Annotated in this window: 23 protein-coding genes; 16 read left to right on the plus strand and 7 right to left on the minus strand. The window is 40.0% G+C overall.

The genetic code is table 11. The features are described 5' to 3' along the window. Window positions 1-29 precede the first annotated feature (29 nt). The 3 genes from H8S90_RS04725 to H8S90_RS04735 all read left to right on the plus strand — a co-directional run bounded on the left by H8S90_RS04725 (window position 30) and on the right by H8S90_RS04735 (window position 4,189). The gene (locus H8S90_RS04725; RefSeq protein WP_187341432.1) at window positions 30-1,673 is read left to right on the plus strand and encodes a pyruvate dehydrogenase complex dihydrolipoamide acetyltransferase; all 1,644 of its coding nucleotides are present in this window, start codon (window positions 30-32) and stop codon (window positions 1,671-1,673) included. A gap of 141 nt (window positions 1,674-1,814) precedes the next feature. Continuing rightward, on the plus strand, window positions 1,815-3,470 hold the full coding sequence (gene pafA, locus H8S90_RS04730) for an alkaline phosphatase PafA (protein WP_187341433.1): 1,656 nt from the start codon (window positions 1,815-1,817) through the stop codon (window positions 3,468-3,470). Window positions 3,471-3,616: 146 nt separating this feature from the next. Continuing rightward, window positions 3,617-4,189, plus strand: coding sequence for a hypothetical protein (locus H8S90_RS04735; RefSeq protein WP_187341434.1), 573 nt, complete (start codon window positions 3,617-3,619; stop codon window positions 4,187-4,189). A gap of 9 nt (window positions 4,190-4,198) precedes the next feature. Here H8S90_RS04735 and H8S90_RS04740 read toward each other — a convergent pair whose 3' ends face one another. Then, window positions 4,199-5,518: a M20/M25/M40 family metallo-hydrolase gene (locus H8S90_RS04740; protein ID WP_187341435.1), complete on the minus strand. Its 1,320-nt coding sequence runs from the start codon at window positions 5,516-5,518 to the stop codon at window positions 4,199-4,201. A 300-nt stretch (window positions 5,519-5,818) separates the two neighbouring features. Between H8S90_RS04740 and H8S90_RS04745 the strand changes: the two genes are divergently transcribed. The 10 genes from H8S90_RS04745 to H8S90_RS04780 all read left to right on the plus strand — a co-directional run bounded on the left by H8S90_RS04745 (window position 5,819) and on the right by H8S90_RS04780 (window position 14,387). Beyond that, entirely contained in the window at window positions 5,819-6,133 is a 315-nt protein-coding gene (locus tag H8S90_RS04745) for a rhodanese-like domain-containing protein (protein WP_187341436.1), read from the plus strand. 2 nt (window positions 6,134-6,135) lie between these two features. Then, a complete protein-coding gene (locus H8S90_RS26395) occupies window positions 6,136-6,336 on the plus strand; it encodes a DUF6358 family protein (protein WP_222852239.1) in 201 nt (66 codons plus the stop codon). 340 nt (window positions 6,337-6,676) lie between these two features. Beyond that, the gene (locus tag H8S90_RS04750; RefSeq protein ID WP_187341437.1) at window positions 6,677-8,068 is read left to right on the plus strand and encodes an OmpA family protein; all 1,392 of its coding nucleotides are present in this window, start codon (window positions 6,677-6,679) and stop codon (window positions 8,066-8,068) included. Between the two features lie 117 nt (window positions 8,069-8,185). After that, entirely contained in the window at window positions 8,186-8,326 is a 141-nt protein-coding gene (locus H8S90_RS26400) for a DUF6728 family protein (RefSeq protein WP_370525694.1), read from the plus strand. Between the two features lie 72 nt (window positions 8,327-8,398). Further along, window positions 8,399-8,779 (plus strand): RidA family protein, encoded by a 381-nt coding sequence (locus H8S90_RS04755; RefSeq protein WP_187341438.1) that lies wholly within the window; start codon window positions 8,399-8,401, stop codon window positions 8,777-8,779. A gap of 35 nt (window positions 8,780-8,814) precedes the next feature. Then, the gene (gene recG, locus H8S90_RS04760; protein ID WP_187341439.1) at window positions 8,815-10,920 is read left to right on the plus strand and encodes an ATP-dependent DNA helicase RecG; all 2,106 of its coding nucleotides are present in this window, start codon (window positions 8,815-8,817) and stop codon (window positions 10,918-10,920) included. Between the two features lie 494 nt (window positions 10,921-11,414). Next, window positions 11,415-12,623, plus strand: a complete 1,209-nt coding sequence (gene hflX / locus H8S90_RS04765; protein WP_187341440.1) for a GTPase HflX — start codon at window positions 11,415-11,417, stop codon at window positions 12,621-12,623. A 36-nt stretch (window positions 12,624-12,659) separates the two neighbouring features. Continuing rightward, the gene (gene rbfA, locus H8S90_RS04770; protein ID WP_187341441.1) at window positions 12,660-13,034 is read left to right on the plus strand and encodes a 30S ribosome-binding factor RbfA; all 375 of its coding nucleotides are present in this window, start codon (window positions 12,660-12,662) and stop codon (window positions 13,032-13,034) included. Between the two features lie 48 nt (window positions 13,035-13,082). After that, a complete protein-coding gene (gene aat / locus H8S90_RS04775) occupies window positions 13,083-13,724 on the plus strand; it encodes a leucyl/phenylalanyl-tRNA--protein transferase (RefSeq protein WP_187341442.1) in 642 nt (213 codons plus the stop codon). A 60-nt stretch (window positions 13,725-13,784) separates the two neighbouring features. Next, on the plus strand, window positions 13,785-14,387 hold the full coding sequence (locus H8S90_RS04780) for a trimeric intracellular cation channel family protein (protein ID WP_187341443.1): 603 nt from the start codon (window positions 13,785-13,787) through the stop codon (window positions 14,385-14,387). A 1-nt stretch (window position 14,388) separates the two neighbouring features. Here H8S90_RS04780 and def read toward each other — a convergent pair whose 3' ends face one another. From def to H8S90_RS04800, 4 genes are all read right to left on the minus strand, one after another. Next, window positions 14,389-14,961 (minus strand): peptide deformylase, encoded by a 573-nt coding sequence (def, locus tag H8S90_RS04785; protein ID WP_187341444.1) that lies wholly within the window; start codon window positions 14,959-14,961, stop codon window positions 14,389-14,391. A gap of 91 nt (window positions 14,962-15,052) precedes the next feature. Further along, a complete protein-coding gene (locus tag H8S90_RS04790; RefSeq protein WP_187341445.1) occupies window positions 15,053-16,285 on the minus strand; it encodes a pitrilysin family protein in 1,233 nt (410 codons plus the stop codon). 93 nt (window positions 16,286-16,378) lie between these two features. Next, window positions 16,379-19,243, minus strand: coding sequence for a TonB-dependent receptor (locus H8S90_RS04795; protein ID WP_187341446.1), 2,865 nt, complete (start codon window positions 19,241-19,243; stop codon window positions 16,379-16,381). Between the two features lie 38 nt (window positions 19,244-19,281). Further along, window positions 19,282-20,094 (minus strand): hypothetical protein, encoded by an 813-nt coding sequence (locus H8S90_RS04800; protein WP_187341447.1) that lies wholly within the window; start codon window positions 20,092-20,094, stop codon window positions 19,282-19,284. Between the two features lie 120 nt (window positions 20,095-20,214). Between H8S90_RS04800 and H8S90_RS04805 the strand changes: the two genes are divergently transcribed. The 3 genes from H8S90_RS04805 (at window position 20,215) to H8S90_RS04815 (ending at window position 22,782) form a co-directional block, all read left to right on the plus strand. Next, window positions 20,215-20,817, plus strand: coding sequence for a ribonuclease HII (locus H8S90_RS04805; RefSeq protein WP_187341448.1), 603 nt, complete (start codon window positions 20,215-20,217; stop codon window positions 20,815-20,817). A 126-nt stretch (window positions 20,818-20,943) separates the two neighbouring features. Next, on the plus strand, window positions 20,944-22,023 hold the full coding sequence (gcvT, locus tag H8S90_RS04810) for a glycine cleavage system aminomethyltransferase GcvT (RefSeq protein ID WP_187341449.1): 1,080 nt from the start codon (window positions 20,944-20,946) through the stop codon (window positions 22,021-22,023). 36 nt (window positions 22,024-22,059) lie between these two features. Next, window positions 22,060-22,782, plus strand: a complete 723-nt coding sequence (locus H8S90_RS04815) for a 2-phosphosulfolactate phosphatase (protein ID WP_187341450.1) — start codon at window positions 22,060-22,062, stop codon at window positions 22,780-22,782. Here H8S90_RS04815 and H8S90_RS04820 read toward each other — a convergent pair. Beyond that, window positions 22,779-23,216 (minus strand): low molecular weight protein-tyrosine-phosphatase, encoded by a 438-nt coding sequence (locus tag H8S90_RS04820; protein ID WP_187341451.1) that lies wholly within the window; start codon window positions 23,214-23,216, stop codon window positions 22,779-22,781. The two genes, H8S90_RS04815 and H8S90_RS04820, sit on opposite strands and share 4 nt — an antisense overlap. Before the next feature lie 48 nt (window positions 23,217-23,264). Further along, window positions 23,265-24,410: a PAS domain-containing sensor histidine kinase gene (locus tag H8S90_RS04825; protein WP_255501825.1), complete on the minus strand. Its 1,146-nt coding sequence runs from the start codon at window positions 24,408-24,410 to the stop codon at window positions 23,265-23,267. Window positions 24,411-24,437 lie beyond the last annotated feature (27 nt).

Raw genomic sequence — 24,437 nt, forward strand, 5'->3', positions numbered from 1 at the left:
ATTGATAATATATAACCCAAAATAATATTATGGCTGAAGTAGTTCGAATGCCTAAAATGAGTGACACCATGACCGAAGGTGTTATTGCTAAATGGCATAAAAAGGTAGGCGATAAAGTTAGTTCAGGCGATTTAGTTGCTGAGGTGGAAACAGACAAGGCTACCATGGATTTTGAATCCTATCAGGAAGGTACGTTGTTATACATAGGCCCTAAAGAAGGTGAAGCCGTACCTGTTGATGCTGTGATTGCTGTATTAGGAGAAGAAGGCGAAGACTATAAGGCACTGCTAGAAGGCGGAAACGATAAGGCATCCGACAACGACCAGACAGAAAATACCGATAAAGAAGAGACGTCGCCGGAAGACGACGATGATAGTGTCACTGCGGAATCTTTAGGCGCTACGGTTATTACCATGCCACTTCTAAGCGACACCATGACAGAGGGGGTGATCGCAGAATGGAACTTCAAAGTAGGCGATAAAATTAAAAGTGATGATGTGATTGCTGATGTAGAAACAGATAAGGCCACTATGGAGGTAACTGCTTATGCTGAAGGCACACTATTACATATTGGCGTAGAGAAAGGGCAGGCCGCCAAGGTGAACGATATTATAGCTATCGTAGGAGAGGAAGGCACCGATATCACTCCTTTACTCAAAAAGAAGAGCAGTAAGCCTGCTCAAAAAGAAAAAGAAGAGCCTGCTCAAGAAAACGAGGCGGCTCCTGTAGAAACTTCAGCTGCAAGCAAGGCACAAGAAGGCGGTGATGCTACCGATTCAAGAGTAAAAGCCTCTCCTCTTGCTAGAAAAATAGCAAAAGAAAAAGGAATAGACATTAGCGAAATTAAAGGATCTGCAGAAAACGGCAGAATCATTAAGAAAGATGTAGAGGCTTACACGCCGGCATCGAAAGCCGAGGTTTCCGCCGCAGCTGCAGTAACTACGGACAAGGGCTCTACTGCCGCAGTCACCATACCGCAGTTCATTGGGGAAGAAAGTTATACTGAAAAGCCTGTAACGCAAATGCGTAAAACTATTGCCAAGCGCCTTTCAGAGAGCCTCTTTACTGCTCCGCATTTCTACGTAACTGTAAAGGTTGATATGGATAGTGCCATAGCTGCCAGAGCAAAAATTAACGAAGTAGCTCCGGTAAAAGTTTCTTTTAACGATATCGTTATCAAGGCCGTCGCTGTAGCATTAAAGCAACATCCCAACGTTAACTCCTCATGGCTGGGAGATAAAATACGCTACAATGAACACGTAAATATAGGTGTGGCCATAGCGGTAGACGAAGGTCTTTTAGTTCCTGTCGTGCGTTTTGCCGATGGTAAAACATTGTCGCATATTTCAGCAGAAGTTAAAGACTATGCTCAACGTGCCAAAGCCAAAAAATTGCAACCTAAAGATTGGGAAGGGTCTACCTTTACTGTATCAAACCTGGGTATGTTTGGTGTAGACGAGTTTACCGCGATTATTAATCCGCCAGACGCATGTATTTTAGCTGTTGGAGGTATACAACAAGTACCAGTGGTTAAAAATGGTGCAATTGTCCCTGGTAATGTAATGAAATTGACGCTAAGCTGCGACCATCGTGTGGTTGACGGCGCTACGGGTGCCGCTTTCTTACAAACAGTTAAATCACTGTTGGAAGAACCCGTGAGACTACTTGTTTAAAAATGCTTATCAAAGGCATAACGAAAAAGGCATCCGCTCCCTGAGTGGATGCCTTTTTCGATTGGAAAACACTAATATAACAGAAAAGTCACACATATTTTCCCTTTTAATTACGAAGTTTGAACCAACAAAATTATTCATATGAACCTTAGACACCTTTTAATCTTATGCTATTGCTTCGGTATATTCGTTAGCCAAGCGAAAACCAACGAAACGGAACATGTAGAACGTCCCAAGCTCATGGTGGGTATTATGGTAGATCAGATGCGGTGGGATTACCTGTATCGGTATTTCGACAGGTATTCTGACGGAGGATTTAAACGGCTATTAAATCAAGGCTATACTTGTGAGAACACCTATATAAACTATATTCCGACTGTTACCGCTATCGGACACAGCTCCGTTTATACAGGTTCGACCCCAGCTATTCACGGCATGGCTGGAAATGATTTCATCATACAGGCCACCGGACAGCAGATGTATTGTGCACAAGACGACGAAGTAAGTGGTCTCGGGGTTGCCGCAGACAATAAAGCCGGCAAGATGTCGCCAAAGAATCTACTTGCGTCGACGATTACCGACGAACTGAAGTTAGCAACTAATTTTCGATCTAAAGTGATTGGAATTGCTATCAAAGATAGAGGAGGCATTCTCCCCGCAGGTCACTTTGCAGACGCCGCTTATTGGTTCAATAATGGAAACTGGATCAGTAGCACCTACTACATGGACAAACTACCTCAATGGGTAGTAGACTTCAACAACCAACAGCTTGCAGAAAAATACCTAAAGCAAGATTGGAATACGCTGTATCCCATTGAAACCTATAAACAGAGTATCGCTGATGATAATCCTTACGAAGGTAAATTCAAGGGAACGGAAAAGGCTACTTTTCCTATTAAAACTTCACAGCTCATGAAGGAAAATGGATTAGGACTGGTCAGTTCTACACCTTATGGCAATACCTTGACACTTGACCTGGCAAAAGCGGCTATCAACCATGAGCAGATGGGAAAAAACTCAGAAGGCGTTACAGACTTTTTAGCGGTCAGCCTGTCATCACCTGACTACATCGGGCACCAGTTTAGCGTAAACTCGGTTGAAGTTGAAGACAACTATTTACGCTTGGATAAGGATCTGGAAGATTTTTTCCGTTATCTCGATGCTGAAATTGGCGAAGGTCAATATACCATCTTTTTGACCGCCGACCATGGAGCGGCACACAACCCGCAATTTTTTATGGACCAAAAGGGAAATGGGGGCTACTTCAATGGAAAAGCGGCGCAACAAGGCTTGAATGAACGATTAAGTCAAAAGTTTGGTGAAGAAAAAATTGTTATCAGTCTTGCTAACTATCAAGTACATTTAGACAATCAATTAATTAAGGAAAAGGCCTTGGATGAGTCGGCAATCAGAATAGAAGCCGTGAAATACCTCCGCGACCTGGACGGCGTTGCGTTTGCTACCGAAATGGACAAAGCAGCTGATGCTGCTATCCCGGAAAGAATTAAAGAGCGCATTATCAATGGTTATAACTACAAAAGAAGTGGTGCTATACAAATAGTTTTAGAACCTCAATGGTTCAGTGGAAGCCCCGGGTCTACGGGAACAACGCACGGCACCTGGAATCCTTATGACTCGCATATTCCTCTGGTTTGGATGGGATGGGGTATCAAACAAGGAGCAACCAACCGTGTCACAAATATGACAGACATTGCAGCCACCGTAGCCGGCCTCTTACATATCCAAGAGCCCAATGGTTGCATAGGCTCTCCTATTGTCGAAGTGTTAAATCAATAAAGAAATAGCACTATTGACCGAAACTAATGTGCTGATTCGAGCGGTAACAATTGGCACATTAGTTTCTTCAAGCTACCGTCAACCGGAAGACCATACCCTATTTGGCTATTCATATAATAGCAAATCAATACAAAACTGTTCGAAAAATGTCATCCCATCACGTCGTAAAAGAGAAGCAGGAGCCTGCACTTATTGTTGATAACATCGATGTTATCAATCGATTTCATTTAGAACAATTACTTGAATGGACGCCGACGGTACTCACGAACAATCGAAGTGCTCTTAAATTAATGCGTGACGGCACAAAGGTAGATATTGTTTTTACCACGGAAGAAATACAATCGATGCAAGATGGCGTGGAATTCGTTCCACTAAAAGATCAAGAATTTATGGAAGCCGCGCTATGCTACCTTGTTAAGAAAGAGTACCCCGCAGCAAATCTCATTTCAGGTAATGTTGATTTGAACGGAATAGCATTTTTTTTAGATAAGATCAATTTGGTAATTATTCATCACAATAAAAAGACATTTCCCATAAAAACAGGTTTCAAAAAATGGCAAACTCAGGGTGAAATTATTGAGTTTAACTATGAAGAAATTCCAGTAAACACCTCAGGTCTCAAAAAACTCGATCATAAGCGTTTTCAAACTACCAGAGATGGCTTTTACGAAATCTTTTTCGACGATAGTCGCTACCTATTTATCACAGAAAACCTATAGCCAGCGTTTCTATTTGTTAAGTTGTACCTGGGGTATTCTAGACGGTGTATCTTTGCCGGCTATAATTGACCGGGTACCCAATGCGACCGCACGGATAGATGAAATAATATTTTTGACATCGAGTGTTTTCAATTCATCGTGTACTGTATGATAATACTTATCTTTATCGATTTGTACGGTTGATACTGTATGAGCAGGAACTCCCAATGCTGCTAGCGTAGCATTATCACTTCGATAGAATAAATTTTGTTCCGGGTACGGATCAGGATGGAAAGTAAAACCAGTTTTCTCCACATTAGTCTGTAAAATCTTTCCCAGATCAGATTTTTCATAGCCTGTTAAGTATACGGAATTGGGTCCAAATTTGGCATCTTTACCTATCATCTCCATATTTATCATGGCCACTATTTTTTCCGGATCCAATTGCTTAGAGAAAAATTGTGAGCCGTATCCTCCGGACTCTTCAGCAGTAAAAGCAGCAAAAATCAAAGATCGTTCATTATCATGTTCCTTGGCGAATAACTTAGCCAAACTAATAACCGCTGTTACCCCGGAGGCGTCATCATCCGCTCCATTGGCAATAGAATCTTTTCCAACAGGCTCTATCACGCCTAAATGATCGTAATGTGCTGAAAATATTACGTATTCATCTGGTCTTGATTTTCCTTTTAACATACCGACCACATTAAAAAGCTGCTGTCTGCTAACAGTTCCTGAGTAATTTACTCGAAAAGAACTTGATCCATTGTTTTTTAAGACAAATACCGATGATCCACGTTCTTCTTCCTCATCTACCGGAATGATTCTCCCGGCTTGAATGTATTGTCTTAACGAAGCAAATTCAGCAGCAAAACTCTCATCTACGTAAGCTAATACATCTTTACCTTTGGATACTATTTCTCGATAAACTTGCTTAAAATCACTCCCTTTTGGTATAGTTATCACTTCCACCTCTGGGTTAGCATTCCAATTAACACCAGCCTGATCACTTATTACAAAAGCATTCTTGTCTGCTATCAATTCTCCGTCGATTGTGATTTCGCAGGTAGACGGCTGCACCTGTATGACGTCAAACGTTTGGCGATACCCTCCTCCTTTCGTATTCAGAAAGCTTTCAGCAAGCCCTGCTTGCTGAAACGCTGATGAAATATAATCCGCGGCTTGTTCAATTCCCTCTGTAAATACCGCTCGTCCTTGCATGCTATCGTCCGCCAAAGCAGCAATCACCTGATAAACTTCTGTCTCATTTAGGGGCACGCGATACTGCCTTTGTGCCGTGCATGCTCCTAACAGAAAGCAACCAATCAGTACGTATAGATATTTTTTCATCTTATTCAATTTTAATCCATTAATGATCGTGTTATTCAAGAGGCATGTCTAAATCAAAATCAATCCTTTACCGATCGGTTTGGGACAAACAAATTCATTTATTCAAATAAGCCTTTGACAAGTAGGATTTTATATACAATCTATGTAAATTGCGCAATAATTTTAAAAACTTATTTAGGCACGGGATAACGGATGAATGCGTTAAAATCAATTGATCTTAGTTTGACATATTACTAGCGATAAAGTTAAACAAAATCCATAGCTTTGGCACAATAAAAAGAACCTTTTAAATATTCTACAATGAAAGAAATAACTGTTGAAGAACTAAAACAGAAAATCGATCAGCAAGAAGATTTTCAGCTAATAGATGTACGCGAAGAATTTGAGTATGAAACATCAAATCTCGATGGTTTAAACATTCCCTTGGCAGAAGTATTACTTGAAAAAGATAAAATCAGCAAAGAAAAACCCGTAATCGTTCACTGTAGAAGTGGTAAGCGCAGTGCACAGGCAATATTGCTTTTAGAGCGAGAAGGATACACGAACCTCGCAAATTTACAGGGTGGTATATTAGCCTGGAGAGAAGCTTTTGATCCAAATATGCCCGTGTATTAATTATGACCAAACATATTTTATACAATATATTCCTCAATATCGGGATACTGGTACTTGCCTATTGTAGTATAGCTGCCTACAATGAGAAACAATTTTTTATCCTGGGTGGATGTATAATCGGTATCGCACTTTTAGTCTACTTAAAAGTAAGGTTAGCAAAAAAAGTCAGACAACATATTAAACAAGGTAAACAGGGAAAATAGCAAAAAAGGGGGTGATTGTACTATATTTAAGTCAATATGGTCGTTATATTAGACATTCTCTTTGTATCAAAACCAAAGGTTTATCTATTTTTTCTGACTTTTTTTCTAATATTTTTATTAATTAACCACGAAAACAATACATACACAAAGAGCTTAAAAACAGCTAATTACAATGCATAATAATAGGTAATAATGCTCAAAAAGACAATTCAAAACACATACAGGGGGTGTTTTTTTTTTTGGAATAGTATTTGCTGATATTGCATGAATAAAACTAATAACTATTTTTGTATTTAAATTATACAATTAAAAACTGTTTAACCTTTAAAGAAAACGAAGTATGAACTATTCTACAATCAAAAAAGCAGTTACTTGCTCTTTGATTGCCGCCTTAGGTTTCACTGGGGCAGCTCAAGCACAAGACACTAAAGTATTTGGCGGAAGAAGCCAATACAGAACTTGGTCCATTGGTGTCAATGGAGGTATAACTTCTCCTAACGTATTGGTTGGGGGATCCAACTCTTTCGGCAGACAAGTTGGCCTATTTGAACATCCTGTAAGAGAATACTACGGAATTAATGTTCGTAAGCAATTCTCTAGCTGGTTTGGTTTGCAATTAGATGCGAACAGAGGTCGTATCTTCGCTCACAACCAAGATGGTCTTACAGAGACTGCTTCTTGGCCTGCTGCAGGTGCTGACCCAAATCAAACTTACCAATCGGCCGAGACAGATGTACAGTATGCCGTTAGCTTAAATGGCGTATTCCAATTCGCAACAATTGACTTCTTAAGAAGAGAAAACGCCGTTAACTTCTACGCAAGCGTAGGTTTTGGTTTGATGGCTTTCAATCCAGTAATGTATGCGAACAACGACGCTACAGGTACTGCTTGGGACAACAAAGGCAATTGGGGTCAAGATCCTTTCAACAGAGACTTCCAAGGAGATAAAGACTATAGCAGAACGTCTTTTGTTCCTGTTGGTTTAGGTCTTAAATTTAAGCTCTCAGATCGCGTAGCGCTAGATTTGGGTTACACGATGAACTTTACTGACAGCAGAAGTTTATTCGGACCAGTTGTTGGAAACACGTCAAGCGACAAATTCTCTTACACTCATGCAGGTCTTGAATTCTCATTGGGAAGCAGAGACAAAGAAGACTTAACTTGGGCTAACCCAGTTGCAACGCTTTATGATGAGTTGAAAGATCCTGAATTGAGAAACGAGGTTGATGCATTAAAGCAACGTGTAAGTGCATTAGAATCTACTGTTGAAGCATTAAGCACTGACTCTGATGGTGACGGTGTGGCTGACAAGTTTGACAAATGTCCTAACACACCTGCTGGTACACAAGTTGACGGTTCTGGATGTCCTATCAAATTCCCTGAGCCAGATACAGCATCTCTTTCAACAGGTTCTTATCCAAACATTCAGTTTGAATTTGATAGCTCTGTATTAAAAACTAGCTCTTACCCAACGTTAGATCAAGTATCTGCTGACTTACGTGAAAGTGGTGCTACACTTACTTTAGAAGGTAATGCTTCTGAAGAAGGTACAGAAGATTACAACTACCAGTTAGGTTTAGATCGCGCTAACTCTGTAAAAAATTACTTAGTTAACTCTGGTGTTGCGGCTGATCAAGTTAACGTTGTAAGTAACGGTGAATTAAAACCAGTTGCTTCTAACGCAACAGAAGAAGGTCGTCAATTGAACCGTAACGTACAATTCAAAAAATAATTCTGTCTATATAAGCAGTTTATTATAAAAAGCCCTCGGAGTATATACTCCGAGGGCTTTCTTTTATTTCCTATAATGTGTGCTTTGAAATATCAGCAATCCATGCTAACTTCGTACATGCGCTCCTCTCAAAAAAAAGATCAAAGAACTATGCCTAAAAGCTTTAACTTAAGGGTGATGCACACCATAAATAAAATAGCCATTACCATCTTTATTTTAGGAGTATTATATAAAATTATCGATTGGTTATTTTTCTAATAGAGATTACAACCAATTACAATAGTCATCAACAGATTTTTATCGGTAAGTACTTAAACAAAAATCATACAAATGAAAGAAATAATTAATACCATACATGCGCCAGCACCTATAGGCCCCTATAATCAAGCAATCAGGGCTGGAAACACCTTATATATCTCTGGACAGATTGCACTTTCTCCAGAAAGCGGCGAACTTGTTTCCGGAGGAATTGCCGACGAGGCTAAACAGGTCCTGGAGAATATACGTGCCATACTCAAAGAGGCGGATTACTCACTAGCAGATGTGGTTAAGACAAGTATTTTTTTAACGGATATGGCAAATTTCTCTATAGTTAACGACGTCTATGCCGAATATTTCACGGAAAACGCTCCTGCACGTGAAACAGTGGCTGTTAGCGCTCTACCTAAAGGTGTTAATGTAGAAATATCCTTGATTGCTTGGAAAGACTAGCGAAACAAGCTTTAGTGAAAAAAACATAATCCATCGTGATTGAGCATTCGTTTCATACTCCTATTGAATACCTAAAAGGCGTAGGACCGCAACGAGCTGATATAATAAAGAAAGAACTCAATATATTTACTTTCGGCGATCTCATCAGCTACTATCCTTTTCGCTATATAGACCGAACGCGCTTTTATAAGATCAATCAACTTCAGCCAGACCTTCCCTCAGTGCAGGTCATTGGCCGTTTACTGCATGTTGAGACGGTGGGACAAAAGCGAGCTAAAAGATTAGTTGCACAGTTCAAAGACGAAACCGGAACCATGGAACTTGTTTGGTTTCAGGGTATACGGTGGCTGGAAAAAGGACTAAAGGTTGGTGCTGTCTATATAATTTTTGGCAAACCGACCCTATTTAAAGGACTTCTTTCTATGACTCATCCGGAAATGGAACTTTACAACCCTACAGCAAAGAAAACCGGAAACCCTAGTTTACAGCCCGTTTACCGATCAACAGAAAAACTTAAGCAATTCTCATTAGATTCCAAAGGAATACAGCGCTTACAGGAGAACCTCATCACATGGGCCATAAAAAAAGTGGAAGAGAATATCCCTGAATATATATTAAAAAAACATCACTTACTTGAAAAGGGAGCAGCACTTCTAAGTATTCATTTTCCGTCTAACCAGCAAGACTTACAAGCTGCTCAGAAACGTCTGAAGTTTGAAGAACTGTTTTTTATTCAACTCAAACTCCTCAAGAATAAGCTTTTACAAACACAAAAATTCAAGGGGCATCTCTTCGATCGTGTAGGAGCCTCTTTTAATCTCTTCTATAAGGACCGTCTACCTTTTCCCTTAACAAACGCGCAGAAACGAGTGCTCAAAGAAATCAGACATGATACGCATACGGGTGCACAAATGAACCGTTTATTGCAAGGTGACGTCGGCAGCGGCAAAACCGTTGTAGCACTAATGACGATGCTTCTAGCAGTAGATAATGGGTGCCAAGCATGTATGATGGCTCCGACAGAGATTTTGGCACAGCAACACTATAATAACCTTGCCGAGTTGTTGAAAGATCTACCGGTGTCTTTAAAATTGCTGACTGGCTCCACTCCTAAGAAAGAGCGTCTATTAATGCATCAGAGCCTTGAAAGTGGTGATCTCAACATTTTGGTCGGCACTCATGCGCTTATTGAAGATGTCGTCAAGTTTAAAAACCTTGGGATAGTCGTTATAGATGAACAGCACCGCTTTGGTGTTGAACAACGAGCCAAATTATGGCGAAAAAATGCTATTCCTCCACATATGCTGGTTATGACTGCCACGCCGATCCCCCGCACCTTAGCGATGACGCTCTACGGCGATCTGGACGTTTCTGTTATTGATGAACTACCCGCCGGCAGAAAGCCGATCAAAACACTCCATCTATTTGAGAACAGCCGTTTACGGATGTTCGGCTTTATGCGGGAAGAAATTGCTAAAGGAAGGCAGGTATACATCGTTTACCCCTTAATAAAAGAAAGCGAAAAGCTAGACCTTATGCACCTCGAAGCCGGAATCGAAGCCCTTATAAGGGAGTTTCCCTTACCTGATTTCAGGATAAGTGTTGTGCATGGCAAGATGACTCCCAAAGACAAAGAATTTGAGATGCAGCGTTTCATTAAGGGTGAAACACAGCTAATGGTGGCCACAACAGTGATTGAGGTAGGTGTTAATGTACCGAATGCGACGGTTATGATCATCGAAAATGCTGAGCGATTTGGATTATCACAACTGCACCAGCTAAGGGGTCGGGTTGGTAGAGGTGGAGAGCAGTCTTTCTGTATTTTGATGTCGTCGAAAAAATTAAGCAAGGAAGGTAAACTACGGTTAGAAACGATGGTTCGTACCAATGACGGTTTCGAAATTGCTGAGACCGACTTGAAGCTTAGGGGGCCGGGAGACATCGCAGGAACCCAGCAAAGTGGCATATTAGACTTAAAACTCGCAGATCTAAGCACAGACCAAACGATTTTGCTAGAAGCGCGTAACTTAGTGATCAATATCTTCAAAAATGATCCAAATTTAGCTGCTCCGCAAAACCTATTATTGCGAAAATACTTATTCAAGCAAAACCCGGGTATCAGCTGGGAGAAAATATCATAATGATAATATTTTTTATCTATTAAAATTTTCGTACCTTTGCCACTCTTTATCTAATTTCATTAAAAGACTTAAAAACAATCAACAGTCATGTACATGTAATATCCATAATCCACGCATCGCCGCATAGAATTCATTAACGAGTTGCGATAGGCAGAACACGACCTGGTTCCTAGCCAAGATTTGGGTAATCTATTTACAGTATCTTTTTTCAACAAGCTATTGGCAACATATTTCATTCGAAAATAGTTTGTCTTCAAAAGACCTCATGGAACCTACATTTTCATCATGTTTTACATATAGTGCTAACGTAGCAGGTTTCCTCTATAAACAGCATCGCAATGGCAGAGGAGAAATCGGTAATAAGCCACTTCTGTAAACTGCGAAGTATTCGTGAATGCAGAGCATTTTATCTAAGTTTGATTTCTATTTGAGCGGCAGTAAAATTGTTTCGTACTAAATATTTAGTACTTTTATTTACCTTTAAAAAAGCATATATGGCCATTAAAAAATATTTTGATACCGCTATAAAAGCCGAACAGGCTGTTCTAGTAGGCATCATCACCCCTAACGAAACCGAAGATCAAGAAAAGGAATATTTGGAAGAATTAGCCTTCTTAGTTGAAACTGCCGGAGGAGAAACCTTACAAATATTCACTCAAAAGATGCCAAAAACAGACCGTGCGACCTTTGTTGGTAGTGGTAAGCTTGACGAGATAAAAGCTTACGTAAATGCTGAAGAAGCAGATATGGTGGTATTTGACGATGAGTTATCGCCTTCTCAGCTTCGAAATATAGAGAACGAATTAAAGGTCAAGATCCTAGATCGGAGTAATCTCATTTTAGATATTTTCGCAAACAGAGCTCAAACCGCACAAGCTAAAACGCAAGTAGAGTTAGCTCAGCTACAATACCTATTGCCAAGGCTAACCCGTATGTGGACCCATTTAGAACGACAAAAAGGAGGAATTGGTATGAGAGGTCCCGGTGAAACACAGATTGAAAGTGACCGCAGGATGATCTTAAATAAGATATCCTTATTAAAAGAGAAGCTCAAACAAATCGACAAGCAAAACGAAACGCAAAGGAAGAACCGCGGGCAACTCATTCGCGTCGCTTTAGTAGGCTATACCAATGTTGGAAAATCAACGATTATGAACATGTTGTCAAAATCTGAGGTATTTGCCGAAAATAAGCTTTTTGCAACACTCGACACTACCGTAAGAAAAGTAGTTATCGAGAATCTTCCATTTTTGTTATCAGACACGGTAGGATTTATTCGTAAGTTACCACATCATCTCGTAGAATGTTTCAAATCTACATTGGATGAAGTAAGAGAGGCAGACATCTTGGTACATGTAGTTGATATATCACATCCGAATTTTGAAGATCATATCAACACGGTCAATGAAACGTTAAAAGACCTCGGTGCTATCGATAAACCCGTCATAACCGTATTTAATAAAATCGACGCTTACAAACCCTCTGCTACGGATATGCAGGGTGGTGAAGGGGATGACGAACAATCTCCAAGGGCGATCACCATTGAGGATTTCAGCAATAGTTGGATGGCCAAACATCGCAGTCCAGCTGTTTTTATTTCGGCAACAGGAAAAGATAACATTGAAGCCTTTAAACAAATATTGTATGATAAAATAATTAAGATTCATACAGCCCGTTATCCTTATAACAATTTATTATATTAAAAATTTTAACCTAACAGCTAAAAAATCTTATATATTATGGCCACAGAAAGTAAAAGACAACAGCGGTTTGCGAGCGTTATACAACAAGATTTAGCGGATATTTTTCAACGTGAAGGCAGTGTATGGGCGCCAGACACATTGGTAACAGTAACAAGGGTAAGGGTAACACCAGATTTGGCCATTGCCCGGATATACTTAAGTTTTCTTAACGCGAAGAACACGCAATTAACCATAGCCAACATTAAAAGTCATGCCGGCGAAATACGGTATAAACTGGGTGCTAAAATTAAGAATCAGGCGAGGATTGTTCCGCAATTGGAGTTCTTTGTAGACGACACCAATGAATATGTGGAACACATGGATAAATTGTTTGATAAAATCAGTAAAGAACCCAGGCAAGAGGAAGATTAGCTTATTCTGCCCTTAGGCTGCAACAAGCCTAAAATCGACCGCTATAATATGATTTTCCAGTTGGATAGACATGAAATATGGTTTCCCGACCCATCACTTGCAGAAGATGATGGGTTGCTTGCTCTTGGAGGTGACCTTCGCACAGAGCGTTTGGTGATGGCTTACGCAAACGGTATTTTCCCGTGGTACAGCGAAGAGACTCCTATCTTATGGTATGCACCTAAACAGCGCTTCGTGCTGCTTCCGGAAGAATTAAAAATCAGCAAGAATATGCGTAAGTTTATTCGCACTTCGAGCTATACGATTACCTATGACGAAGCATTTGCAGATGTTATCAAAAACTGCGCAAGCATACCGCGTCCTAATCAAGACGACACTTGGATTACGCCTGCTATGCAAAGTGCATATATCGAACTTCATGCAAAAGGTTTAGCTTCTTCCGTCGAAATATGGCATAAAGAGCAGCTATGCGGTGGATTATATGGGGTTATTTGTGGAAAGCGAAAACATATTTTCTGTGGGGAAAGTATGTTTTCTATCCAGCCAAACACTAGTAAACTAGCCTTAATATCACTTTGTTTGTCAAAAAAGTTTGAGCTTATCGATTGTCAAATAGAAAGTGAGCACCTAAAATCGATGGGAGCGAAGCTAATTAGCAACAAGGATTATTTAAACATTTTAAATACCTGATTGTTTTTTGTTAATTGATATTGTCCGTTACCCAAAGTTCGTATCATTAAGCCTGCATATATGGAATCACTTTACATTATTGATTTGGTTGGCGTTCTAGTTTTTGCAATATCTGGAGCACTCGCTGCAGCCGATAGAGATATTGATGTATTTGGAGCCGCTTTCACCGGTTTTGTAACAGCTATTGGTGGGGGTAGTTTACGGGACGTATTTCTGAACACCCGACCGGTATGGGTTGACGACGGTAATTATCTGTTGGCAATTCTAGCCGGAGTTATAATAGCCATTACTTGTCGCGGGCTACTAAACCAGCTTCGACGCACGCTATTTCTTTTTGACGCTATTGGGATCAGTTTTTTCACAATTGTAGGAGTACAGAAATCGCTGGCTATTGACAGCCATGAAAGTGCTGCCGTTGTACTGGGAATGTTTTCGGCAGTAATGGGAGGCGTTACCCGCGATACACTAATGAATGAAACACCCCTTATCTTTAGAAAGGAGGTCTACGCCACAGCGTGCCTATCGGGAGCAGTACTTTTTATTTTACTGGTACGTTTAGGAGTCAACGATAATATCAACGCCTTTGTAAGTGCATCTTTGATTTTTTTGATTCGCATCTTGTCGGTTCGTTATAAATTATCGCTCCCTATTGTTGGCGGATAGTCTATTTTCTTTTTTTAGTTGAAGGAAATTTCATCTTATAGTCGACCTTCACCTGCCCTTTAGTTATGGCATCTAATTTAGATTTCAGCATAGCCTTACGCAGCACGCTTAATCTATCGGTAAACAATTTTCCCTCAATATGATCATATTCATGTTGTATTACCCTAGCCGCTAAACCAGTATACGTATCTTCGTGCGCTACCCAATTTTCATCAAAATAACGGATACTGATGGTGCTTGGTCTACTTACATCCTCTCTTATGTCAGGAATACTTAAACAGCCTTCATTAAAATCCCACTTATCACCTTCCTCCTGAAAAATCTCCGCGTTGATAAAAATTTTCTTAAAATCTTTGAGCTCCGGAGAATCATCTTCAGCAAAAGGAGACGCGTCAATGACAAACAATCTTATGGATAATCCAACCTGAGGCGCAGCTATACCTACACCATGCGCTGCATACATGGTTTCAAACATGTTGTCGATGAGTACATTCAATTCAGGGTAATCTCGATCTATATCGGCGGCTTTTCGTTTAAGAACAGGGTCTCCGTAAGCTACTATAGGTAATTTCATTTGTATATCTCTGTTTGCTGGTGCGATTTACAAGCACATCTATTTTAAAGCATCAAAATTATAATTATTTACGTCAAAAAGGGAAAAGCCGCTATTCTTTTTCCGGCACAAAGCTGAGTTCAGTTAAATCGTTGGGGGCAAACACCTCATTAGCTATTTCTAATATCTGTTGGGCACTTACGGCATTAACTTTCTCTACAACCTCTTCCAAACTATTTACTCTATTATAGTCCAATAGATTTTTAGCCATGGTTATCAGCACGCCTATCCTGTTTTCTTCTCCCAGGGCAATCTGTCCGACAAACTTCTTTTTGGCCTGTTGAAGTTGTATAAGCCCCAACTTTTGCTCTCGCAGTCTCTTCAACTCCTTCTGGACAAGTACGGCCGCCCGTAGGGATTTCTCTTCGTCAGTGCCGAAGTAAATAGAAAATATCCCCGTATCCGTATAGGGAGAATAATTAGATTCTATGGTATAGGCAATACCATATTTTTCCCTGATTTGCAGATTTAACCGTGAGCTCATCCCCATTCCACCCAATAGGTTATTCAGTACCATTAAGCCGGTTTTATTAGGGTGATAAGTATCATAGGCAATATTTCCAATGGTGGTATGTACCTGCCCAATAGGCTTTTCCAAAGCCAAGCGCTTGGTTTGATAATTGAGTTTATCCGTACGTACACGTTCGTTGGTATTGATGGGCAATTCCCCAAAGATACTGGTAGCTATCCGTTCTATTCTGCTATATGAATAATCTCCCGTAATGGCTATAACAATTTCATTGGTACAATAATTTTGTTTTAAAAAATCAAAAACGTCCTGTCGGTTTAAAGCCGTCAAGCTCTCTTTAGTTCCTAAAATATTATGCCCTAAAGCGTGGCCATTGAAAAGAACATCCTCAAAATCATCCGCAATGGCATCCTCCGGGCTGTCCTGATAAGAGGCGATCTCATCTAGGATAACATTTTTCTCTTTGTCCATTTCCTCTTCCGGAAAAACCGAATGAAATACGATATCCTCGAACAAATCCAGTACACGCATCAGATGTTCTTTCAAAAAAGACGCGTGCAAGCACGTATATTCTTTGGTTGTATAGGCATTTAAGTCTGCCCCAACCAACTCTAACCTATTTAAGATCTGATTGGTGTTTCTACGTTCGGTCTTTTTGAACAACAGGTGTTCAATAAAATGTGCCATTCCGTACTGGTGCGGCAACTCATCCCGTGACCCTGAATTAATCAAGATACATGCGTGCGAAACGATGCTTTTAACAGGCTTGAGCAAAACCCGGATACCATTGGGTAAATTAATAAGTTGATAATCCATTGTGGTGTGCAAACTTAGATAAAAATGTATTCTGATACAATTAATCAGCGCACACCTTTTCTATAACGGGCATTTTTAACAATGCTATTACCATTAAAAGCCCCCGGGACGACCACCTGGCCTACCCCCGCCTTCCCAACGGCCACGTTCTCCGTCGTCAAAAGATCCTCCAGACTTGCCAGCAAAGTTTTGAAACCTATACGTAAAGGATAGCATAAAATATCGCGCGAGTCTGTTCGTTCGGCTATCGGAAATTCTGTTTTCAGTGACACTTCGATTAACATTTACTTGTTGGTTGAATACATCAAACGCTGAAAACCTAAGCATTCCATTTTTCGCCTTGAAGAACTGTTTTTCCACGTATCCGTTCATTATCAAAGGATTTGCTTCTACTGAGCTTCCAAAACCATTGTTCGATGTCTTCGCTATATCCAATCCCCAAACCCAACCCGGTGCAAAGGTTATGATGCTGTTCCATGTAGCGGCCCATGTGGTGATATTCGTGTTGCGCGAATCTTGTATGGTGTTGCTGGTTGTATTAAAAATATAAGAGATCCCCGGTCTCAACTCCAACCAGTCTTTTGGATTAATCTGAACGTCTAAACTTTGCTGTAGCACCCAGTTCTTTGCTATATTTTCCATAGAATTAGTAAAGGAAACGTTATTTGTATAATTACCTCCCCCCCTTAGGGAAACCACATAACTTCTATTATTAAAAGGCTTGGAATAGCTATAAAAACCCCTTACATCATAATATCCGTTGGCATTTATGTAATTTGTTTCCTGCACAATGGCTCCAAGTTCTTCCGAATAACTAGTGGAGCGGTTGCTCACGATCTGATCTTGAATAACGTTTGCCATTAACATAGCAAAAAAAGTATTGCCACTTGTAAAATCAAAGTTTCGATAACGCATTCTTAAACTATGGTTGAATTGGGCATTCAGATCAGGATTTCCACGCACTAAAAACTGGGGGTTAGAAATATCTAATACGGGTTGAATCTGAGAAAAGCTAGGTTCCGATGCATTTCCCGAATAGTCTGCCGTAAAAGACTTGGTTCTTGACGCTTTATACTCAAAGCGAGCTACAGGTATAAAATAAAAGCCGGTACGATTAGAAGTCACTTGCATTCCTCCCAGTACATTTTCACCATTAAGCGATGTAGGCATCACCGCCGCGCCTACCGAATAATTTATTTTTTCCGACCTGAAACGGTAAGTAAGACCTACTCTATGCGTAGAAAACGTGTACTTAAACTGATTATTTAAATCGGTATATGGAGCAACGACACCAGAACGGTCTACACTATCAACCATTCTATTATTATCATAATCGGCAAAATTATAGTCATAAGCGAGCTCCAAATTCGCCCGCTCGGAAAGTGGCTCGATATAGGAGACCGAGGCTCCTCCATTCCAACCTTTATTATCAATATCGACCAGTTGTCTGAGATAGAAATTAACGCTGTCTGGATTTTGCGCATTTGCACTCAAGCTTGTCGAGATTCTGTCTTGATCTTGTTCCGTTTTACTGGAATTCAAGGAGAAACTCATAAAAATATTTCGCCCTTTATCATTCAATTTATAATTATACAAACCACTTATGCCATAGCTCGCATCAAAATTCCGATCATCGTTTATATTCTGTAAAACAGCAATCGTATCGCTCGACGCCAATATCGTCTGCAAAGATTGCCGATCTAAATTGCTGTGTCCGTTATTCAGGCTAAAGGTAGGAGATAACTTAAAAAAACTGCGGTCATTTGGTTTGTATTCTAGATTCCAGTCAAAACGATGCCTATTGGTTATATTATGCGTGTTACTATTATCTCTAGTGAACAAAGCGTCCTGCCCAGGGTAAATTTCTTCGATTTCATTCGTGCTAAGGGTAGTATTGTCGCTATGGTTATAACTATAGTTTCCATAGGTCGAAAGTTTATCATTGAAGTCTTTTCTATAGTTAATTCCAAAAGAATAAGAATCTGTTAAACCATCCGTATTATTTCCAAAGCTGGGTCCACCCTGTCTTCTGGGACCGCGCCTCGCTCCGCTACCCCTTGTATCAAAGTTAAATGCTTCGTTATTATTATTATTTAAGTTACCCAAAATGGATAACTGACTGGAGTTGGTGAATGAATTGAACATTCCCCCCACTTGATAACGATGTTTATCGTCCATATTCTCAGGCTTATTTCCCAACCCTGCTCCAAACTGGCCAAATGTTCCGTGATTATTTTCTTCGGCAATGGTAATATTTAAAATTTTTTCCGGATCGCCTGTTCTATTACCCGTTAAATTGGCCTGATCTCCATAATCATCTATAACCTGAATTTTCTCAATGATGTCTGCAGGAAGATTCTTTGTTGCTGTTTTCACATCTCCCCCAAAGTAATCCTTTCCATTAATCCGAACTCGCGCTACAGATTCTCCCTGAGCTTGGACATTACCATCTTTATCTACCTCTACACCATCCAACTTCTTGATTAACTCTTCTGTCATAGCATTCTGCCGTACCCTATAGTCTTTCGCATTATATTCTACGGTGTCTTCCTTAATCGTAATCAACGTCCCACCCGTAACCGTTACTACATCCAAAAGCCTTGCCTCTGTATCCATCACCAGTGGAGACAGATTCAGCTGATTTTCACCTTTTCGGAACGAAAAAGCTTGAGCTACAGGTCTAAACCCCAAACTGGTTATTGTGAGATTAAAGCTGTCAGCCTTGACATTTTTAAAAGAAAATCTCCCGTCTACATCGGTGCTTATCTGAAGCGTATCTGACGGAGAAGTGAGTTTCACAGAAGCAGCAATCACACTTAAACCTGTGCTATCCTGTACTATTCCACTAACACTTTTGCCTGTTTGGGTTAAAGCGGGTTCAATGAATGTAATGGTTAAGCATGCAGTCAAAAGTATAGCATAAAGTTGTTTCGTCTGGAAGGCTTTACGGATGATCATTTAATTATTTGTATGTTTGTTTAGTATCTGTTTAGTATTCAATTAGGTTTGGCCAGTGGCAATACTACCCATACTCCAGGTTCCTGTCGCGCCTCTTTTCTGCTGAGCTGTGCCCCATAACCGTAAGGGTAACCATAACCGTAACCGCCATATCTATTGTATCGATTCGCTGGCATTCCACCGCCTACTGTGCGCATAACAATACCGTTGATTTTGAGGTTAAAAGCCAGTTTATTCTCTATAGTATGGTCTATACCTAGCCTTTGAAGAGGTATAACAGCTTCATAACATATCGCATCGCTACTGTCAATTGCTACGGCAGTCTTTATTCCATAATTGTTTTCGAGTGATATCGGGCCATCTACAACATCATCAAGCCCGCTAACATATATTGCCCGAACAGTGCTCAATATCCCTGTACGCATATCTTCCGGTTTTTCCTCTTCTTCTTTTGCCGCCAGGCTTCTTAGCGACTCTCTATCAGGTATGGGGAAAGTGACTGCAGCTCCCTCTTTTTTCTTCCCTTCTTTGTTAATCATGAAATTAAACCCTTGATGTAACGCTTGCATCTGTTGTGCGCCATCTCGTACACGCATGGCAACATACAGATTATGATCGTCGTTCGCGATTTCGTATTGCAATAGTTGCTTATCATAAATGAATCGTAACGAATCTCCCCAATCAGACAGATCACCATCCACTTGTACAGAAGACCTGTAGTCTAGTTGAGATGGTGTTACCGACTTAATCTTCTGCCCCCATACAGCAATAAAACACAGGGTAAAAAAAATTAGCGCAACAATCCTATTAACCATTTTCATTTTTTCTGACCTGGCCTTTTTTGACTTCATAATGTTTCCTGGGTTTAATTGTAACATAAATATTATTTTAACTCTTTTCCGGTTAATGTACAAGCGTTGAGGCATTCTATTTTTTACCTTTGATAGCGCAAAGCTATAAATAAAAGAAAAATGTTATTATCCACTTTTCAGGAACAATACCTAGAGGCAGGGTGTGATGAAGCAGGAAGAGGATGTTTAGCCGGGCCTGTTTTTGCCGCCGCAGTTATTTTCTCTCCAAGTTTTAAGCACGACATATTGAATGACTCCAAAATATTATCTGCTGTGCAGCGTTACACGCTACGTAAAATAATTGAACAAGAAGCTTTAGCCTTTGCCGTTGCAAGCGCTAGCCCCGAAGAGATTGACCAAATAAACATTCTAAATGCATCTTACTTAGCAATGCATCGTGCCTTAGATACTTTAAAGGTACAAGCTGAATACATTCTTGTTGATGGGAATCGATTTAAAACCTATAAGAATATTCCACATCAGTGTATTATTAAAGGCGATGGCAAATACCTATCGATCGCCGCAGCCTCTATTCTGGCAAAAACCTATCGCGACGATTATATGGATGCCCTTGCAAACGCACATCCAGAATATGACTGGTTAAGAAACAAAGGTTACCCTACAAAAAAGCACCGAGATGCGGTATTGAAACATGGCCTCACGCCCTATCATCGAAAAACATTTAGAATTACTGATCCACAGTTAAAACTGGAACTTTCATAATACCAAACTTGTGAAATAGATACAACAAACCTCTTGTAAATAAGCTTGATGGTTTATTAAAACAAATAGTTGGTCGACAACGCTATTTTATCTAAGTTTGCGGCGAAGTTTAAAACATTTTATATTATGAAGACTACTGCGCTAACGGATTTGCATATTGCATTAGGGGCTAAAATGGTTCCTTTTGCTGGCTATAACATGCCTGTTCAGTATACTGGCATCAATGATGAACATGATACAGTTCGTAAAGGTGTGGGTGTATTCGACGTAAGTCATATGGGCGAGTTTATCCTAAAAGGGGAAAAGGCGGTGGAGTTGGTGCAGAAGATAAGTTCTAATGATGCTTCAAAACTTTACGACGGAAAAATTCAGTATGCATGCATCCCTAATGAAACCGGTGGCATCATAGATGATTTTTTAGTTTATAAAATTGACACCAACACCTATTTCTTGGTAGTTAATGCTTCCAACATTCAAAAAGATTGGGATTGGATATCAAAACACAACACTTACGGCGTAGAAATGAAGAATATTTCTGATAACACCTCTCTTTTTGCCGTACAGGGTCCTAAAGCTGCTGAGGCCCTACAAAGTTTGACCGATATTAATCTTGGTGAAATGGAATATTACACGTTCAAAAAAGGTGTTTTTGCAGGGGTAGATAATGTGTTGGTTTCTGCCACGGGATACACAGGAGCAGGGGGTTTTGAAATTTATGTAGAAAATAAAGATGCCAAAAAAGTATGGGAAGCTATTTTCGAATCGGGAGCACCTTTTGGGATTAAGCCCATCGGCTTAGGCGCTAGAGATACGCTACGTTTAGAAATGGGGTTTTGTCTTTATGGAAATGATATTGATGACACTACCTCTCCTTTGGAAGCTGGCTTGGGATGGGTTACCAAATTTACCAAAGACTTTGTCAATGCCGATGCGTTGAAAAGACAAAAAGAAGAAGGTGTTACACGTAAATTGGTAGGTTTTGAAATGGTTGAACGGGGCATCCCCAGACATGGCTACGAAATTGTTGACGCAAATGATCTGGTTATTGGAAGAGTAACATCTGGCACCCAGTCGCCAACTTTACAAAAATCTATTGGATTAGGTTATGTTAAAAAGGAGTACAGCAAAGAAGGTACCGATATTTTCATTAAGATTCGGGATAAAAAAGTCAAAGCAACCATAAATAAACCTCCTTTTATTAAGTAGTTTATATATTCAGAAACATTAAAATTAATACACGTTTTGCTTGATACAACGAGAAATATAGCAGTTTGTCTTAGTCCTGCTTTACTTCATTTGCATGATGTAAAAAACAGTATAGTAGTAGTCATCGATATATTTAGGGCCTCCTCTTCAATGTGTTATGGTCTTGCGAATGGCGCAGAAAGTATTATTCCGGTTGCTGAGGTTTCAACGTGCGCAATTTATAAAGATCATGGGTACTTGCTGGCTGCTGAAAGAAATGGTGAGATAGTAGACGGTTTCGATTTTGGAAACTCCCCCTTTTCATATACCAGGGAAAAAGTAGCAGGAAGAACTATTGTATTAACTACTACTAATGGAACGAAAGCCATACATTTATCACGTGAGGCGAAAAGAGTCGTAATAGGATCGTTTTTAAATTTAACTGCTCTTTGTAATTGGCTCGATCAACAGGAAGAAAACGTTCTGCTGGTTTGTGCTGGATGGAAAGACAATTTCAATTTAGAGGACACCGCATACGCGGGCGCGATAACAGAAAACTTAGGTGACAAATACCAGAAAGCGGATGATGCTTCGATAATGGCAGAGAATCTATACAAAACGGTCAAAGAAGACTTATCGGGGTTCCTAGCACAGAGTGCTCATAGCCAGCGATTGAAAAAACTAAATATCCAGCGGGATATTGATTTTTGTTTGCAGATAGATACCCTGCAAACCATTCCTATTTTGCAGGGAGACCGATTGGTAGAATTGAAGGATTAATCCTTCAATTCTTCTATTAGAACTTCACATCTAGATGCGACCAGCTGATAAACGGTTTCGAACAAATTATCATCATAGTAGGGGTCTGGCACAATGCCATCTTCTAAAAACAACTTCACCTTTGTTTTTTCTTCAGCTGTTTTAGCTAAGGCTACTACGTCTCTTAGGTTTTGGCGATCCATTACCAATATATGGTCATACCTTGCAAAATCACGCTCATTAAATTGTCTTGCCCGTTGTTGGCTAATATCTACTCCATATTTTTTTGCAACAGCAACTGATCGTTTATCTGGGCATTGCCCTATATGCCAATTCCCGGTACCTGCAGAATCGATTTCCCAACCAAGTTCTTTTTCCTTGACCATATGCGCAAGTACTCCATGAGCCAAAGGAGATCTACAAATATTACCTAAACAAACCATTAATATTTTCATTCGAATAATTTCTTTTAAATGGCAATGAAGCTTGCATGAGCCGAACTTCTAAAATTGCAAGGTAAAAATACTACCTTTTCCTTCTTCGGAATGGACTGCAATATTCCCCTTATGGACCAACATTATCTGCTTACTTAAGGTCAACCCCACCCCACTCCCACTTTTACGAGTGGTAAAGAAAGGAATAAAAATATTTTCTAACAAATCCTGAGGTATTCCGCTACCGTTGTCAGTTACTTTAATCTGTGGATTACCATTATTTGCAAGAGCAGCAACACTTATATAAGGATTCTCCACGCTCTTAACGGCTTCAACAGCATTTAACAACAAATTAATTAACACCTGTTCTATTAAATTGACATCTAAGGCCAGTTGCAATCCAGGATCTTTAAGGATAATATCGAGTTCAATATTCTTTTGAATCAGTGAAGGTTCCATCAGCTGGTAGAGATTTTCAAATAGATCTGCAGCGTACACTGTTGTAATTGTAGGCTGCGAAATTTTATTTAAACTGCGATAGGTTTCTGCAAATTTCAATAGACCTTCACTTCTCCGTTTTATGGTTTCGGTTCCCAAACGGATGTCATCCAGCTCCTCACCGTTGGGCAATCCTTCCAATCGTTTCTTTAAGGTATCAGCCAGCGAAGAAATAGGAGCTATAGAATTCATAATCTCATGTGTTAGCACGCGTAGCAACTTTTGCCAAGCTTGTGATTCGGTTACATCCAATGCCTCGCTGATGTTTTGAAAGGCTACTAGGCGGTAATGACCTTCGGTTGTTTGAAAACTGCTCGCAGAAAGCTGTAGTTTCAGCATCCCTCTGGGTGTAGGCACGGTAAACAAATTCGTTTCTCCAGAAGGAATCTGCATAATTTTTTCATAGAGTTCTGGGTTTCGTTTATGTAATCCCGTAATTTTTGACAAATAAGGTATATTGAAAAGCTCTTTAAAAGCCTCATTCATCCATATTACTTTTTCAGTTCGCTCATCGTAGGAAAGGATAGCGGTACTAACAAGTTCCAATATTTTCTGTAAATATTGGTATTGGGTTTCTCGTTCACTACTTATTTTTTTAAATACACCGTTAATTTCGTTAAATGCTCCTCTTAAGGGTTTTATTTCCGGACCGGCATGCTGTAACGGGAAAAAGCGTGTAAAATCCCTATAGCGGGCCGCCTCAGCAAATTCTTCCAATTCTCTGCATGCTCTTAGTTGAGACCG

It is taken from the genome of Olivibacter sp. SDN3 (assembly GCF_014334135.1).
GTDB lineage: Bacteria > Bacteroidota > Bacteroidia > Sphingobacteriales > Sphingobacteriaceae > Olivibacter.

Coding starts and splice junctions, on each gene's coding strand:
- H8S90_RS04725 (WP_187341432.1), top strand. CDS start 30: ATGGCTGAAGTAGTTCGAATGCCTAAAATGAGTGACACCATGACCGAA.
- pafA (WP_187341433.1), top strand. CDS start 1,815: ATGAACCTTAGACACCTTTTAATCTTATGCTATTGCTTCGGTATATTC.
- H8S90_RS04735 (WP_187341434.1), top strand. CDS start 3,617: ATGTCATCCCATCACGTCGTAAAAGAGAAGCAGGAGCCTGCACTTATT.
- H8S90_RS04740 (WP_187341435.1), bottom strand. CDS start 5,518: ATGAAAAAATATCTATACGTACTGATTGGTTGCTTTCTGTTAGGAGCA.
- H8S90_RS04745 (WP_187341436.1), top strand. CDS start 5,819: ATGAAAGAAATAACTGTTGAAGAACTAAAACAGAAAATCGATCAGCAA.
- H8S90_RS26395 (WP_222852239.1), top strand. CDS start 6,136: ATGACCAAACATATTTTATACAATATATTCCTCAATATCGGGATACTG.
- H8S90_RS04750 (WP_187341437.1), top strand. CDS start 6,677: ATGAACTATTCTACAATCAAAAAAGCAGTTACTTGCTCTTTGATTGCC.
- H8S90_RS26400 (WP_370525694.1), top strand. CDS start 8,186: ATGCGCTCCTCTCAAAAAAAAGATCAAAGAACTATGCCTAAAAGCTTT.
- H8S90_RS04755 (WP_187341438.1), top strand. CDS start 8,399: ATGAAAGAAATAATTAATACCATACATGCGCCAGCACCTATAGGCCCC.
- hflX (WP_187341440.1), top strand. CDS start 11,415: ATGGCCATTAAAAAATATTTTGATACCGCTATAAAAGCCGAACAGGCT.
- rbfA (WP_187341441.1), top strand. CDS start 12,660: ATGGCCACAGAAAGTAAAAGACAACAGCGGTTTGCGAGCGTTATACAA.
- aat (WP_187341442.1), top strand. CDS start 13,083: ATGATTTTCCAGTTGGATAGACATGAAATATGGTTTCCCGACCCATCA.
- H8S90_RS04780 (WP_187341443.1), top strand. CDS start 13,785: ATGGAATCACTTTACATTATTGATTTGGTTGGCGTTCTAGTTTTTGCA.
- def (WP_187341444.1), bottom strand. CDS start 14,961: ATGAAATTACCTATAGTAGCTTACGGAGACCCTGTTCTTAAACGAAAA.
- H8S90_RS04790 (WP_187341445.1), bottom strand. CDS start 16,285: ATGGATTATCAACTTATTAATTTACCCAATGGTATCCGGGTTTTGCTC.
- H8S90_RS04795 (WP_187341446.1), bottom strand. CDS start 19,243: ATGATCATCCGTAAAGCCTTCCAGACGAAACAACTTTATGCTATACTT.
- H8S90_RS04800 (WP_187341447.1), bottom strand. CDS start 20,094: ATGAAGTCAAAAAAGGCCAGGTCAGAAAAAATGAAAATGGTTAATAGG.
- H8S90_RS04805 (WP_187341448.1), top strand. CDS start 20,215: ATGTTATTATCCACTTTTCAGGAACAATACCTAGAGGCAGGGTGTGAT.
- gcvT (WP_187341449.1), top strand. CDS start 20,944: ATGAAGACTACTGCGCTAACGGATTTGCATATTGCATTAGGGGCTAAA.
- H8S90_RS04820 (WP_187341451.1), bottom strand. CDS start 23,216: ATGAAAATATTAATGGTTTGTTTAGGTAATATTTGTAGATCTCCTTTG.